Annotated in this window: 6 protein-coding genes; all 6 read left to right on the plus strand. The window is 72.6% G+C overall.

From position 1 onward, the window contains the following. Window positions 1–6 precede the first annotated feature (6 nt). Genes LWC34_RS03735 through glyA form a run of 6 tightly spaced genes read left to right on the plus strand, consistent with a single transcriptional unit; the run spans window position 7 to window position 13459 of the window. Entirely contained in the window at window positions 7–1095 is a 1089-nt protein-coding gene (locus tag LWC34_RS03735; protein WP_233722992.1) for a branched-chain amino acid aminotransferase, read from the plus strand. A gap of 35 nt (window positions 1096–1130) precedes the next feature. Beyond that, entirely contained in the window at window positions 1131–1322 is a 192-nt protein-coding gene (locus tag LWC34_RS03740) for an MbtH family protein (protein WP_233722993.1), read from the plus strand. Continuing rightward, on the plus strand, window positions 1250–2023 hold the full coding sequence (locus tag LWC34_RS03745; protein ID WP_233722994.1) for a thioesterase II family protein: 774 nt from the start codon (window positions 1250–1252) through the stop codon (window positions 2021–2023). The genes LWC34_RS03740 and LWC34_RS03745 overlap by 73 nt, the downstream gene beginning before the upstream one ends. Window positions 2024–2066: 43 nt before the next feature. Continuing rightward, the gene (locus tag LWC34_RS03750; protein ID WP_233722995.1) at window positions 2067–8297 is read left to right on the plus strand and encodes a non-ribosomal peptide synthetase; all 6231 of its coding nucleotides are present in this window, start codon (window positions 2067–2069) and stop codon (window positions 8295–8297) included. A 9-nt stretch (window positions 8298–8306) separates the two neighbouring features. Further along, window positions 8307–12068 carry a condensation domain-containing protein gene (locus LWC34_RS03755; RefSeq protein ID WP_233722996.1) on the plus strand — a complete coding sequence of 1254 codons (3762 nt, stop codon included), beginning with the start codon at window positions 8307–8309 and terminating at the stop codon, window positions 12066–12068. After that, window positions 12062–13459, plus strand: coding sequence for a serine hydroxymethyltransferase (glyA, locus tag LWC34_RS03760; RefSeq protein ID WP_233722997.1), 1398 nt, complete (start codon window positions 12062–12064; stop codon window positions 13457–13459). The genes LWC34_RS03755 and glyA overlap by 7 nt, the downstream gene beginning before the upstream one ends. The last annotated feature ends 4 nt before the right edge of the window (window positions 13460–13463 follow it).

The raw sequence follows: 13463 nt of genomic DNA on the forward strand, positions 1-13463 counted from the left end.
AAGACCATGACGATCGCGCACACCTCGTCCGAGCTGTCCCCTGAGCTGCTGAACAGGCTCGACGCCATCGAGCTGACCGACCCGCTGGGGTTCAGCAAGGTGATGGCACCGGTCATGGCCGTCGCGTACTACCGCGACGGTGCGTGGGAGACGCCGCGCCTGACCGGTCTCGAGCCGATGGATCTGTGGCCGCACACCCAGGCCCTGCACTACGGCCAGGCCCTGTTCGAGGGCATGAAGGCCTACCGCAACCTCGGTGACGCGGTCCCAGGCGCGTCCGCGCTGCTGTTCCGCCCGTTCGAGCACGCGCGGCGGATGAACCGCACCGCGCTGCGGCTGGGGATGCCCGAACTGCCCGAGCAGGTCTACGTCGAGACGCTGGAGCGGCTGGTCTCCGCTGTGGACAAGCTGGTGCCCAACCGGCAGGGCCAGTCGCTGTACCTGCGGCCGACCATGTTCGGCGCGACCGCGGACCTGTCCGTCGTGCCGTCGACCGAGTTCTGCTTCGTCGTGCTGGCCACTCCGTCCGACGCGTTCTTCACCGCGCCCATCTCGGCGTGGATCGAGCGGCTGTTCAGCCGGGCAGGGCCGGGCGGCACCGGCAACGTGAAGGCGGCGGGCAACTACGCGGCCAGCTTCGCCGCCGCGGCCAAGCTCGGCGAGAAAGGCTTCCACCAGCTGCTGTGGCTTGACGCGGCGACGCACACGCAGCTCGAGGAGTTCACCGCGATGAACGTGTTCGTCCGCCGGGGCGACCGCCTGCTGACCCCGCCGCTGTCGGACACGATCCTCGCCGGCATCACCCGCGACAGCCTGCTGCGGCTGGGACCGACGCTGGGCCTGGACATGCGCGAGGAGCCGGTCGCCGTCGACGAGGTGATCGACGCGGTCCGCTCGGGCGAGGAAGTGGAGCTGTTCGGCTGCGGCACGGGTGCGGTGGTGGCCCCGGTCGAGCTGCTCGGCGACGACTCCGGCCTGCGGCTGCCGCTGCCCGGCCGGGAGGTCGCCAGCAGGCTGCGCCAGCACATGCTCGACCTGCAGCACGGCCTGATCCCCGGCCCGGAGGGCTGGCAGTGGCCGGTCCCCAAGTCCTGACCGGACGTACCCGACACAGTTTGGACACACCAGCGATGAGTGAGCAGTCGTACGTCGTCGTGGTCAACGACGAGGAGCAGTACTCGATCTGGCCAGCGCACCGGGATCTGCCCGCCGGGTGGTCCACCCGCAACGGCCCGGCGGACCGCGAGTCGTGCCTGGCCTACATCCAGGAGTACTGGGTCGACATGCGGCCGCGCAGCCTTCGCGACCGGGCTGCGTCGTGATCCTGTTCTGCGTGCCGTACGCGGGCGGTGGCAAGGAGGTCTTCGACGGCGTCGACGACCTCCTCGGCCCTGGTGTGCAGGTCCGCGTGGCGGACCTGCCCGGCCGCGGCGCCCGCTACGGCGAACCGCTCGACCAGGACATGCCGGCGCTGGTCGAGCGGCTGGCGGAGCAGACGGAACAGTTCGCGGGCGAACCGTACGCGCTGTTCGGCTACAGCTTCGGCGCCGTGGTCGCGTACGCGCTCGCCGTCGAGCTGGAGGGGCGGGGGCACGCGCCACGCAGGCTGTTCGCGGGCGCGGCCCGTGCGCCGCACCTCGGTCAGGGCGACCCGGTGCTGCACGAGATGTCCGACGCCGAGCTGGTCGAGGAGCTGCACAACTTCGAGGGCACGACCTACGAGGTGCTCTCCAGCCCGGAACTGATGTCGGTCTACCTGCCGATCATCCGCGCCGACTCGCGGGTGATGGAGACCTACCAGCCCGCACCGCACCAGCTGAGCTGCCCGGTGACGGCGTTCGGCGGCACCAGCGACCACCGCGTTGCCGTCGCCGACCTGGCCGCCTGGATGCACCTGGGCAGCCAGGGCAGCGAGACGCGCGTGTACGAGGGCGGGCATTTCGTCCTGCACTCGCGGCGCGCACGGCTCTGGCGCGCGGTGCGCGCGGACCTGCAACTCGACGCGGTCACCACGGTGGCCTGACCGAACTCCCTGCCTGACCACGAGGAACCCGAGGAACCGCGCGATGAACTCTGGCTCCATCCCGACCCGTCCCGAGGCGGACCGCTTCGCCGCGTCCGCCGCGCAGCAGCGGCTGTGGTTTCTGCAGCATCGCCACCCGGCCAGTCGGGCGTACACCGTCACCGAGGCGATTTGGCTGCGCGGACCGCTCGACGCCGAGGCGCTGGAGCGTTCGCTCGCCGCGCTCGTCGAGCGGCACGCCCAGCTGCGCGTCGTCTTCGACTACCGCGACGGTGGGCTGTGGCAGCGGGTGCTGCCCGCCGGGGCACACCCGGTGGAGCTGCGCAGAGCCACTGTCGACCGCGACGAGGTTGACGCGTGGTTGGGCAGGCAGGCCGAGGAGGGTTTCGACCTGAGGACCGGGCCGCTGTTCCGGGCCGTGCTGGCGGAGCTGGGGCCAGACGAGCGGGTGTTCGCGTTCCTCGTGCACCACATCGTCACCGACGGCTGGGCGTCGCAGGTGTTCTTCGCCGAGCTGGGCGCGGCCTACCAGGCCGAGCTGGCCGGGACGCGTCCGGAGTGGACGGAACCGGCCGGGGACTACCGCGCGGCGGTCGACCGGGAGCGGGCACGGCTGGCGGCGCCGGAATTCGACACGCGGGTGGCGTCGGCGGCCGAGCCGGTGCGCTCGGCGTCCTTCGGTATCGATCTGCCTCGCGACGCGGCGGCGACCGAGCCCGCCCAGGCGGGGACCCTGCGCGAGCGACTGCCCGACGACCTGGTCAAGGGCGCGGAGACGGTCGCCGCCGCGCACGGCGCGACGCAGGCCATGTTCTACGCGGCGTCCTTCGCCGCGCTGCTGGCCCGCCACAGCGGGCAAGAACAGGTGGTCATCGGCCTGCCGGTGGCGGGCCGTGACCCGGAGGCGGCCAGTTGCTACGGGTTGTTCGTCAACACGATCCCGCTGCCTGTCACCGTGCGTGGTGATGACAGCTGGTCGGACCTGCTGGCCAGCGTGCGGGACGCCGCGGTGGTCGCGTACTCCCACGCCGACGTCCCGCTGGACCGCCTCGCCGCGCACCTCGGCGGCGCGCCGCTGGCGGCGATGCTGGTCGTACAGCCTGACGACGAGCCGTTGCCGGAGCTGACTGGTGTACGGGCGGCGCGGTACTTCCCGATGAACCGGCACACCAAGTTCGACGTCGTGCTCCAGCTCGACCGGGCGCTCGCGGTTGCGCCCGGCGGTTCGGAGCCCGAGTCCGGCCTGTGGGCGGCGCTGGAATACCCCGCCGAGTCGTGGACACGCGCCCGCGCTGAGCGGCTGCTGGCGCACTGGCGGCTGGTCGTCGCGGCGATGAGCGCCGACCCAGCCGCCCGGGTGGCCGACCTCGACCTGGTCACCCCGGCCGAGCAGGAGCTGCGGGCGGGCGGGCGCAGGCTGGCCGAGGCCGTGCCCGCACTGGACCCGGTCGAGGGGTTCGCGCGGGTGGTCACCGAGCAGCCCGAAGCGCCCGCCGTGTGGCAGGACGGCCGCGTGCTCAGCTACGCCGGGCTGGCCGCCCGCGTCGGCGCGATCCAGTCCGCGCTGCTCGACGCCGGGATCGCTCCGGGCGACTCCGTCGGGGTCTGCCTGCGGCGCACGCCTGACCTCGTGGCCGCACTGCACGCGATCCTGCGCAGCGGTGCGACGTACGTGCCGTTGGACCCGGCCTACCCGCGCGAGCGGCTGGCGTTCATCGCCGACGACGCCGACTGCGCGCTCATCCTGGTCGAGCCGGACACCCGCGAGGTGCTGCCCGGCGGGGGAACGCCCACTTTGGACACCGCGGCCCTCGCCGACGCCGACCTGCCCGCCGCCGCGCCCACCGACCCCGAGCACGTGGCGTACCTGATCTACACCTCCGGCTCCACCGGGCGGCCCAAGGGCGTGGCGATCCCGCACCGGGCCATGCGCGCGTTCCTCGGCTGGGCGCGGGCGCACTTCCCGGCCGACGAGGGCGCCGTCGTGCTCGCCAGCACGTCGGTCTGCTTCGACCTGTCGGTGTTCGAGCTGTTCCTGCCGCTGTCGCTGGGCGGCTCGGTGCGGCTGGTCGGGACCGCGCTGGAGCTGGCCGAGCGGCCGGACCCGGCGCCGACGCTGATCAACACCGTGCCCTCGGCGATGGCCGAACTGCTGCGCGCGGACGCTTTGCCGGCGCGGACCCGGGTCGTCAACCTCGCTGGCGAGGCACTGCCCAGGGCGCTTGTGGACCTCGTGCACGCGGCGTCGCCGTCGGTGCGTGTGTTCAACCTCTACGGCCCGTCCGAGGACACCACGTACTCGACCTGGTGCGAGGTGCCCAGGGGCAGCGCGGAGGAGCCGACGATCGGCTTCCCGGTCGAGGGCACCAACGCGTACGTGCTCGACGCGGCGCTCGCCCCGGTTCCGGTCGGTGTGGACGGTGAGCTGTTCCTCGGCGGCCTCGGCGTCGCGCAGGGCTACCTCGGCAGGCCGGAGCTGACCGCCGAGCGCTTCCTGCCCGACCCGTTCACCACCGAGCCTGGCGCGCGCATGTACCGCACCGGCGACCGGGTGCGGCTGACCGACACCGGCGAGCTGCGCTACCTCGGCCGCTACGACCACCAGGTCAAGCTGCGTGGCTTCCGCATCGAGACCGGCGAGATCGAGAGCCGCGCCGCCGAACTTGACGGCGTCGACCAGGCGGTCGTGACCGTGCGAACCGTGGCGGGCACGGACCACCTCGTCTGCTACTGGACCGGCGGCGCCGATGCGGACGCGCTGCGCGCCGCGCTCGCCGAGGCCCTGCCGGAGTACATGGTGCCCCGGTACTGGGTGCCGCTGAAGGCGTTCCCGCTCAACCCCAACGGCAAGACCGATCGTGCCGCCCTGCCTGAGCCCGCCCGCGACACTGGCGGGTCGACCGCGCCCGCCACCGACACCGAGCGTGCCCTGGCCGAACTGGTCGCCGAGCTCACCGCGAGCGGGCCGCTGGGCGCCGACGCGGAGTTCTTCGAGCTCGGCGGGCACTCGCTAATGGCCATGCAGCTGGTAGTCGTCGTGCGCGAGCGGCTGGGCGCGGAGATCACCCTGGCCGACGTCTTCGCCGACCGGACCGTCCGCGCGCTGGCTGAGCGCGTCGACCGCGCCACCGCTAACCAGATCGTTCTGCCGCCGCTTCGGCCACGATCCGGCGCGGGCCCCGCACCGCTGGCGTACGCCCAGGAACGCATGTGGCTGGTTGACCAGCTACGGCCCGGGACCGCGATGCTCAACATCGGCATGGCGGTGCGGTTCACCGGCGACCTCGACCGTGACCTGCTACGCCGTGCGCTGCAGGGCCTCACCGACCGGCACGACGCGCTGCGGCTGCGGGTGGGCCGCGGACCGGACGGGAAGCTGCGCCAGCAGGCTGTGGCGAACCAGACGGTGGCGCCGCAGGTGTTGGCCTCGGCGGGCGAGAAGGCGACCGACCGGCTGCTGCGGTCGGCGGTGGCGACCCCGTTTGACGTCGCCACCGAGCCGCCCGCGCGCTGGGTGCTCGTCAACGAGCCCGGGGCTGCGGTGCTGTGCCTGGTGATCCACCACGTGGTCGCGGATGCACCGTCGCTGCGCGTGCTGTTCGACGAGCTGCTCGCCGACTACGCCGCGCTGCGCGAGCGCGCCCCGCTGACCCAGGCCCCTGCTGTGTCGGTGCTGGACTACGGCGAGTGGCAGCGCCACGCGCTGGACCACTCCATCGCCGTCCGCCGGGACCTGGCGTACTGGCGCGAGCGACTCGCCGACCTACCCGACCGGCTCCGGCTGGCGTTCGACCGCGACCCCGCCGCCGCGACGGCGTTCAGCGGATCGCGGGTGACCCGCAAGCTCCCGGACGCCGCTGTCGACGCGCTGCTGGCGGTCGGCCGGTCGGCCGGTGCGACGCCGTTCGCGGCGCTGCTGGCGGCGTACCAGGGGCTGATGGGCAGGCTGTCCGGGCAGGACGACATCGTGGTCGGCACACCGATCGCCGACCGGGACCAGTCCGGGACTGAGCGGCTGGTCGGGTGCCTGCTCAACACGCTCGCGCTGCGCGCCGACCTGTCGGGCGCGCTCTCGTACGCCGAGCTGCTCGCGCAGACCCGGCAGCGGTGCCTGGAGGCGTTCGCCCACCAGCAGACGCCGTTCGAGTTGGTGGTCGGCGCGCTGGACGTCGAGCGCGCGGTCGATCACACGCCGGTGTTCCAGACGATGTTCGTCCTGCACGGCGACCAGCAGCCGCTGCCGGCGCCCGCGGGCTTGGGCTGCTCGGTGGTCGAGGTCGAGCCGGTGGCCACGCAGTTCGACGTCACCGTGATGGTCAGTCGCGACGAGCGCGGCTGGGTGGCCGAGTGGGACTACCGCACTGATCTGTTCGACGCCGCCACCGTCGAGCGTTTCGCCGACTGCTTCGCGGCCATGATCGCAGCCGCGGCGCGGGAACCGGCGCTGCCGCTGACGCACCTGCGGTTGGGGCAGACGGAACTGCCCGCGAGCGGTCGTCCGGCAGCCACCCCGGTCCCGGCCACACTGCCCGAGCTGTTCGCCGCGCACGCCCACCGGGACGAGCCCGCCGTACGCGACGACGACGGCACGCTGACGTACCGCGAACTCGACGCCGCCGCCAATCGGCTGGCCCGTCGGCTCGCCGGGCGCGGGGTCGGCCAGGACGACCTGGTGGCCATCGTGCTGCCGCGCACTCGCGCCGCGGTGACCGCCGTGCTGGGCGTGGCGAAGGCGGGCGCGGCGTTCCTGTGCCTCGACCCGGCATTGCCCGCCGAGCGGATGGCCTGGATCGCCCGGGACGCGGGTGTCCGGCTGCAGATCACCGACGCCTCGCTGGCCGGCAGGCTGGACGCGGTGCCCGAGCTGCGCCTGGACGGTGAACGCCCTGGCGAGCCGGTCGCCGACCCCGACTTGCACCGCCTGACCACCGACCACCTTTGCTACGCGATCTACACCTCCGGGTCGACCGGAACACCGAAGGGTGTGCTCCTGCCGCACAGCGGCTTGGCGCAGCTGCGCGACCTGCACCGCGACCGGTTCGACGCAGGCCCCGGATCGCACGTGCTGCAGTACGCGCCGCACTCGTTCGACGCGTGGGTGTGGGAGTGCGCCATGGCGCTGCTGACGGGCGCCTGCCTGCACATGACGGCCGCCGACGCCCTGCTGCCTGGCGGCCCGCTCGAGTCGGCGCTGGCCGCGCGCGGGATCACGCACCTGACCATGCCGCCGTCGAACCTGGCGATGGTCACGGCCCTGCCGGACTCCCTGCGGCACCTGGTGCTCGCAGGCGAGGCCCTGCCCGCCGACCTCGTGACACGCTGGGGCGGCCGGGTGCACATGTGGAACGCGTACGGCCCGAGCGAAGCCACCGTGTGCGGCACCATCCGCGACTGCACGGACCTGCCTGCCGGGCAGGCACCCACGATCGGGACCGCGTTCGCCGGGGCACAGGCGTACGTGCTGGACGAGGCGCTCAACCCGGTCCCCGCGGGCGTACCGGGCGAGCTGTGCCTCGGTGGCCAGGGCCTGGGCCGTGGGTACCTCGGCCGTCCTGAGTTGACCGCGTCCGTGTTCGTGCCGCACCCGGACCCGGCCCGCCCAGGCGAGCGCCTGTACCGCACCGGCGATCGGGCCCGGCTGACGGCCGACGGGGAAATCGAGTTCCTCGGCCGCGCCGACGACCAGGTCAAGCTCCGTGGCATCCGGGTCGAGCTGGGTGAGATCGAACGCGCGCTGGCGGCCGGCCCCCGGGTCGGTGGCGCGGTGGTGCTGGTCGCGGGCACGGGCGGGGAACAGCACCTCGTCGGGTTCGTCACCGGACCGGCCGATCTTGACGTCGAGGAACTGCGCGGACAGCTCACCACGACGTTGCCCGCGTACATGGTCCCCGCGTGGGTCGACCGGCTTGAGGCGTTCCCGTTGACCGGCAACGGCAAGCTCGACCGCCGGGCTCTGGCGGCTCGCGCCGCCACCCGCAGGCCGGTGCGGCGGGCGTCGGCTCCGCCGCGGGGGCCGGTGGAGACCGAGATCACCGCGATCTGGCGGGAACTGCTGCCCGACGCGGAGATCGGCCGCGAGGACAGCTTCTTCGCCCTCGGCGGCACGTCGCTGACCTTGACCCGGCTGCACGAGCGGTTGGACGCCCGCTACCGCGGCGCGCTCAAACTCGTCGACCTGTTCCGCCTGACCACCGTGGCGGCGATCGCCACGGCGCTGGAGAACACCGGCGCCGTCGAGCCCGCCGCGTCCGCCGATCTGAGCTTCCGACTGTAGGGGCGGTTGATGCAGAGCATTGGGATTGAGCCGGCGACCGTCGCGTTTCAGCCGGTTGCCATCGTGGGCGTCGCCGCCGAGTTGCCAGGGGCCGGCGATCTCGACGCGCTCGCTGCCTTGGTGGAGCAGCGCCGGGACCTTGTCGGGGTGGTGCCGCCGGAGCGGCGGGCCGACGCCGGGATGACGGTGGACGAGCCGTTGGCCGAGTGTGCGTTGCTGGACCGGGTTGACGCGTTCGACCACGCCTTCTTCGGATTGTCGCTGCGGGAAGCGCGGCAGATGGATCCCCAGCAGCGAGCCCTGCTGGAGCTGAGTTGCCGGGCCATTTGGGACGGTGGGCGGTCGCTGACGCAGTTGCGTGGCAGCCGGACCGCTGTGGTGTTCGGCGCCGCCGCCGAGGAGTACTCGACGCTGCTTGATCCGGCCGCCCAGCCGATGGTGACGGGGCTGCTGCCTGCGGCTCAGGCCGGGCGGGTGGCGCACGCGTTGGATCTGCGGGGGCCTGCCGCGGCCGTCGACACCGCTTGTTCCTCCAGTCTGTCCGCGGTGCTCGATGCCTGCCGGAGGCTGGGGGCAGGCGAGGTCGAGTGGGCGCTGGCAGGCGGGGTTCGGCTGTTCCCGGTTCCGCCGTCGGCCAATGAGCCTGGTGCGGAGAGCATCGTCTCGCCGGGTGGGCGCTCGCGCAGCTTCGACGCTGCCGCCGACGGGACCGGGCTGGGCGAGGGCGGGGCGGTGTTCCTGCTGAAGTTGCTCTCCCACGCCCAGGCCGACGGCGACCCTGTGCACGCGGTGATCATCGGTGGCGCGTCGAACCACGACGGTGGACGCAGCAACGGGTTCGCTGCGCCCAGTGCGGAGGCGCAAGAGGAACTGCTGCTGACCGCGTGGCAGTCCGCAGGCGTGCACCCGAACTCGGTCGGCTTCATCGAGGCACACGGGACGGGAACCCGCCTGGGTGACCCGATTGAGTTCCAGGCGTTGACGGCGGCGTTCGTGCGGCGTACCGGCCGGACCGGGTTCTGCGTGCTCAGTTCGGTCAAGTCGAACCTCGGGCATCTCGACTCGGCGGCGGGTGCCGCCGGGCTGGCGAAGGCCATCGTGGCGCTGCGGGAAGGGCGACGTTACGCCTCGGCACACTTCACGACGCCGAATCCGTTGCTGGAGACCGGGAATTCGGCGCTGGTCCTGTCGTCGGCCACCGAATCTTGGGAGACATCGGCGCAGCGGCGGGCGGGGGTCAGCTCGTTCGGGCTCACCGGCACCAACGTCCACCTGGTTGTCGAGCAGGCGCCGCCGGTATGGCGGGAGGACGCGCCTGCCGTGGGCGAGCTGGTGATCCCGGTCGCCGCGCGTAGCGCCGCCGGGCTTCGTTCGCACGCGCGAGTGCTGGCCGATCACCTGCGCGCCCATCCTGAGCGGTTCGCCGACGCCGCGGCGGTGCAGGCGCTGGGGCGTGACCACGAGCGGGTCCGGGCCTGCGTGCGGGCCGCGACTGCCGAGGAGGCGGTCGCTGCGCTGGATCGGATCGCCGACGGGGACGACATTGCCGAGACCACGCCAGCGGTGCCGGTGCTCCTGCTCCCGCATGAGGACGTCCCGGTCGACGCCGCCGCATGGGCGACAGCCTTTCCGGCGCTCGGCGGGCCCAGTCACCCGATGGCCGACCGGCTCGCCCCGGTCCGCGCCCTGATCCACGCGGGCGTCTCCGATCGGATCGTCATCGGCAGTGGCAGCGGCAACCTGCTGCTCGACATCCTGCGCGGCGAGACCGACGCGGCCACCGCCGCCGCGAACGCTGCCTCGCTGGGCGTGGTCGCTCCGCCCGACGCCGCTCGCGTGGACGCCGCGATGACGACGATCGCCGCGCAGGGCAGGCCGGTCTGCGTCACGCCGTGGCGCGGTGGGCTGGTCGACGTGATGGGCGCCGTCGTGCCGCGGCACGACGGCGAGAGTTTCGCGTTCGACGCCGACGCTGCCCCGCGCACCGCGCTCGCCGACTTGATCGCCGCGCTGTACCGGACCGGTGTGGACATCGACTGGGCGAAGTGCGTCGACTTCCTCGGCGGATACGGCAGGCGCAGCTCCGTGCCCACCGCCCTGTTCGAACGCACCCGCTGCTGGGTCGAGAAGCCCTACAACGGCCGCGCGACAGCCAGGCCCGCCGAACCGGTGGCCGAAGCGGTGCCCGTGCACCGGCTCAAGGAAGACGACGGCACGCCGGCCGAGATCGCACTGGCGGCGATCTGGTGCGACGTGCTCGAAACCGAGTCGGTCAGCCGCGACGACGACTTCTTCGACCTCGGCGGCGACTCGCTCATGCAGGTCCAGTTGGAGAACGCCATCCAGGCCGACTTCGGCATCGAGATCGCCTTCGACGCCTTCTACGACCACACCACCCTGCGTGAGCTGGCCGCCCACATCGCCGCGCTCGCGCCGGTGACCGACGCCGGCGGCCCCACCCACGACCCGGGCCGCGACCGCGCCCCGGCCACCCACTCGCAGCGCCGGATGTGGCTGCTCCAGCAGCTGGCTCCGGATTCCGGCGCTTACAACGTCGCCGCGGCGTACGAACTCGACGGCCCGGTCGATGTGGACACGTTGCGCGCCGCGCTCGACGCGCTCGCCGCCCGGCACGGCGTGCTGCGCACCCGATTGGTGCTGGAGGACGGCGAGCTGGTGCAGCGGGTGGAGCCGCCCGCGCCGTTCGACCTCACCGTGGCGACCCTCGCGCCGGGGTCTGAGGCTGCCGACGAACTGCGCGCGCACGCGGCGCGACCGTTCGACCTGGCCGCCGCGGGCGCGGCCCGAGGCCTGCTGCTGCGCGACGGCGACCGCGCCTGGCTTCAACTCGTGCTGCACCACGCGATCTGTGACGAGCAGTCGATGGGCCTACTGCTCGACGACCTCGTCGCGCACTACGCCGCACTGCGCGACGACACGCCGCCACCTGCCGCGCCAGCGCTCCAGTTCGTCGACTGGGCCGCATGGGAGCACGGCCAGGAGCGCGCGCAGGACGCCGACTACTGGTTGGAGCGGCTGCGCGGCGCGCCGACCGAGCTGCCGTTGCCCACCGATTTCCCCTACGGCGCCCAGCAGGACTACCGCGGGGCCTGGCTGGACCTTGAGGTGCCCGCCGAACTGGTCAAGCGCGTCCGCGAAGAGGCACGCACCCGCAACGGCACGCTGTTCACCTGGCTGATGACGGCCTACGCCGCATGGCTGGCGCGGCTGACCCAGGCCGAGGATTTCATCGTCGGGGTGCCGATCGCCGGCCGCCACCGGGTTGAGGCGGAGAACCTGCCCGGCTGCTTCATCAACACCCTCGCCCTGCGCGTGGACGCCAGCGGCGACCCGAGTTTCACCACGCTGTTCGACCGCGTCCGGGCTGGGCTCGTCGGTGCATTCGCCCACCAGCGTCACCCGTTCGACGTGCTGGTCGAACAGGTCGGTGCGGGCGGCGATGCGGCCAGGCCGCCGCTGGTGCAGACACTGCTGTCGCTGCAGGGCGCGGGCGGCGACGCCGAACGGCGGCTGGGCGAGGCCGCCATGAGCCCGGTGCAGGTCGACACCGCGACCTCGTGGTTCGACCTGTCCGCGGTGCTGTGGGAGGAGCCCGCGGGCGGCCTCGGCGGCATCCTCGCCTACTGCACCGCGCTGTTCGAACAAGCCACCGCGGCGGCATTCCGACGGGACTGGCTCGCCCTGATCGAGGCCGGTCTCACCGAGCCGCACGAATCGATCCACACACTGCTGGAGGAAGACTCATGGTGAGTCCGGAGCACATTCCCGGGGACGGCAGCCACATCGGCCGGTACCTCGGGCACGGGATCGGCGCCCTCCGGCAGGAGGACCCCGACCTGTACCGGCTGCTGGAGCTGGAGCACGACCGGCAGCGGCAGACGCTGTCGCTGGTCGCCTCCTGCGGCATCACCGATCCGTCCGTGCTCGCGGTCACCGGGGCCAGCATCGTCAACGTCACCGCCGAGGGCTATCCCGGAAACCGCTACCACGCGGGCTGCCGCTACGTCGACGAGGTGGAGCGCCTGGCCATCGAGCGCACCAAGCAGGTCTTCGGCGCGAAGTACGTCAACGTGCAGCCGCACTGCGCCAGCTTCGCCAACCACACCGTCATGCAGGCAGTCCTGGACCCGGGCGACACCATCGTCGGGATGGCGCTCGACCAGGGCGGTCACCTCACCCACGGCTCGCCGGTCAACCTCAGCGGCAAGCTGTTCACCGTCCACGCGTACGGCCTCGACGAGCACGGCGTGATCGACTACACGCACATGGCCGAGCTGGCGCGGACCCACCGGCCCAAGCTGATCGTCTGCGGTACGACGTCCTACCCACGCACCATCGACTTCGACCGTATCCGGGCCATCGCCGACAGCGTCGGCGCGTACGTGCTCGCCGACGTCACCCACATCGCCGGGCTCATCGCCGCCGGCCTGCACGCCAGCCCGATCGACGCCGCGCACTTCACCACCACCTGCACCTTCAAGCAGCTGTACGGGCCGCGCGGTGGACTGATCATGATGGGCCGCGACGCCGAGGCGCTCGCGGCCGACGGCAAGCGCACCCTGTCGCAGCGCATCCAGAGCGCGGTGTTCCCGATGATGCAGGGCTCGCCAGAGGTGCACACCATCGCGGCCAAGGCACGCGCGATGGGCAGGCTGCTCGACCCCGCCTTCCGTGAGCTGGCCGAGCGCATCCAGGCCAACGCGTCCGCGCTCGCCAGAGCGCTCACCGCACATGGTTACGACGTCATCGGCGGCGGCACCGACAACCACATCGTGCTGTTCCGCGCGCCCGAGAAGCTCAACGGGCTCATCGCCGAACGCGCGCTGGAAGCCTGCGACATCCTCGTCAACAAGAACAAGATCCCGGGCGACACCCGGTCGGCCACCGTCGCCAGCGGCGTGCGGCTGGGCAGCAACACGGTGGCGTTGCGCGGACTCGGACCGTCCGAGATGGACACCTGTGCCGAATTGCTGCACGCGGTGCTCGACGCGGTCGAACCCGGCGACGGCGGCGCCTTCCACCTCGACGACGCGGTGCGCACGCAGGTGTCCGCCGAGGTGCGCAGGCTCTGCCGGGACTTCCCGCTGCCCTACGACCCGGCCCCATCGGCGGACCTCGTCGGCGCGGGCACCGAGCACTGAGGGG

The organism is Kibdelosporangium philippinense (genome assembly GCF_021390435.2).
In the GTDB taxonomy this organism is placed as follows: Bacteria; Actinomycetota; Actinomycetes; order Mycobacteriales; family Pseudonocardiaceae; genus Kibdelosporangium; species Kibdelosporangium philippinense.

What these genes read in the sequence shown, in the direction of transcription:
- LWC34_RS03735 (WP_233722992.1), top strand. Translation starts at nt 7, where the DNA reads ATGACGATCGCGCACACCTCGTCCGAGCTGTCCCCTGAGCTGCTGAAC.
- LWC34_RS03740 (WP_233722993.1), top strand. Translation starts at nt 1,131, where the DNA reads ATGAGTGAGCAGTCGTACGTCGTCGTGGTCAACGACGAGGAGCAGTAC.
- LWC34_RS03750 (WP_233722995.1), top strand. Translation starts at nt 2,067, where the DNA reads ATGAACTCTGGCTCCATCCCGACCCGTCCCGAGGCGGACCGCTTCGCC.
- LWC34_RS03755 (WP_233722996.1), top strand. Translation starts at nt 8,307, where the DNA reads ATGCAGAGCATTGGGATTGAGCCGGCGACCGTCGCGTTTCAGCCGGTT.
- glyA (WP_233722997.1), top strand. Translation starts at nt 12,062, where the DNA reads ATGGTGAGTCCGGAGCACATTCCCGGGGACGGCAGCCACATCGGCCGG.